2 protein-coding genes are annotated in these 1,766 nt (G+C 75.3%); both read left to right on the forward strand.

Going from position 1 to position 1,766, the window contains the following annotated elements:
- The first annotated feature begins 53 nt into the window (after positions 1 to 53).
- Positions 54 to 1,067, forward strand: coding sequence for a DNA-3-methyladenine glycosylase family protein (locus ACFT2C_RS29045; protein ID WP_377210575.1), 1,014 nt, complete (start codon positions 54 to 56; stop codon positions 1,065 to 1,067).
- A 68-nt stretch (positions 1,068 to 1,135) separates the two neighbouring features.
- Entirely contained in the window at positions 1,136 to 1,708 is a 573-nt protein-coding gene (locus ACFT2C_RS29050; RefSeq protein ID WP_377210576.1) for a methylated-DNA--[protein]-cysteine S-methyltransferase, read from the forward strand.
- Positions 1,709 to 1,766 lie beyond the last annotated feature (58 nt).

A 1,766-nucleotide genomic window follows, 5' to 3' on the forward strand; every position in this document is an offset into this window, starting at 1 on the left:
GTGTATAAGAGACAGGTGTGCACCGAGGTCGGTCCAGGCCTGTGCCGACCTCGGTGCACACTGCCGACCTCGCTGGCCCAGCTCAGGAGAGTGCCGATCTGCAGCGGCTCGCCGACGTCGCGACCGGAGCCACCACGGCCGGAACCAGGCCGGGCGCCGGAGCCGACCAGCCCGTGCGGATCTCGCTCGCCCTGCCCGTCCGGGAGCCGTTCGACGCGCGCGGCGTGCTGGAGTTCCTCGCCGTCCGCTCGATCGAGGGTGTGGAGTCGGCCGACCTGAGCACCCTCCGGTACGCCAGGACGGTGGACCTGCCGCACGGCCCCGGGGCATTCGAGGTGCGGGTGCCGCGTCCGGGCGGCGGCCGGGTCGAGCTGGACCTCGAGCTGGCCGACCTGGCCGACGCCCCGGTCGCCGTCGCCCGCGTGCGGCGCCTGCTGGACCTCGACGCCGACCCGGTGGCCGTCGACTCAGCCCTCGCGGCCGACCCGGTGCTCGCGCCGTCGGTCGCCGCGGTCCCGGGCATCCGGGTGCCGGGCACGCTCGATCCGGCGGAGCTCCTGGTCCGGGCGATAGTGGGTCAGCAGATCAGCGTCGCCGCGGCGCGCACGCACCTGTCGCGCCTCGCGAAGGGTGTCGGCGCCCCGTACACCTCTGCCTTCGACGGCCTCACCCGCCTGTTCCCCGCGCCCGCCCAGGTGGCCGACGGCGCCGCGGCGCACCTCCGCCTGCCCGCACGGACCCTGGCGACGGTGCTCGGCGCCGGCCAGGACCTCGCGGACGGGACCCTCGCACTTAGCGTCGGCGACGACCCCGACGACCTGCGCCGACGCCTGGTCGCCCGGCCCGGCATCGGCCCGTGGACGGCTGGCTACGTGGCGCTCCGCGTGCTCGGCGACCCCGACGTCCTCATGGACGGCGACGTCGCCCTGCTCGCCGGCGCCCGCAACCTCGGGCTGGTCTCCGCCGAGGAGTCCCGGCCGCACCAGTTCAAGGAGCTCGCCCGGCGCGGCGCGGCGTGGGCGCCCTGGCGCTCGTACGCCGCGATGCACCTCTGGCGCTCCGCCTGACATGTCGGACGCCGGGGTCACCCGAGCGAGCCGCACGTCTGACAACTCGACCGCACGGAAGGAAGATCATGAACGCGACGACCCTCACCACCCCGGACGGGCCCTTCAGCATCATCGTCGACACCGTCCCCGCCGACAGCAAGACCTCGGTCGGCGCGGCCCAGGGGGCGGTGCTCGCCGCCGGGTGGACCGCCGACCTCGACGCGCTGCTCGGGCTCGTTCACCCCAGCCTGCGCCCGGCCGCCGTCGACTCCGACACGGAGGGCGGGCCGAGGACGCGGCCGGCGGCGTCGGACGGCGTGCTCGCCGAGGCCGCCGACGCCGTCCGCGCCTACTACGACGGCGACCACGGGGCGCCCGGCCGGGTCCCCGTGGTGCAGGCGAGCGGGCCGTTCCGGACGCATGCGTGGGACGTGCTGCGCGAGGTGAAGGCCGGCGAGCGCCTGACGTACAGCGAGTACGCGGTGCGGGCCGGCCGGCCGGCCGCGGTGCGCGCGGCAGCGGGGGCGTGCGCCATGAACGCGGCGGCGCTGTTCGTGCCGTGCCACCGCATCCTGCGCACGGACGGCACCCTGGGCGGTTTCCGCTACGGCCTCCCGATCAAGGAAAGCCTCCTCGCCCGCGAGGGTTCGGCGAAGTAGAGCACCTGTCCGAGTCTCCCGGGTAAGCCGGGTGACTCGGACACTGTCTCTTATACAC

The organism is Promicromonospora sp. NPDC057138, assembly GCF_042670845.1.
In the GTDB taxonomy this organism is placed as follows: domain Bacteria; phylum Actinomycetota; class Actinomycetes; order Actinomycetales; family Cellulomonadaceae; genus Promicromonospora.

Excerpts from the sequence above, each read along its gene's own strand:
- ACFT2C_RS29050 (WP_377210576.1), top strand. The coding sequence starts at position 1,136 with ATGAACGCGACGACCCTCACCACCCCGGACGGGCCCTTCAGCATCATC.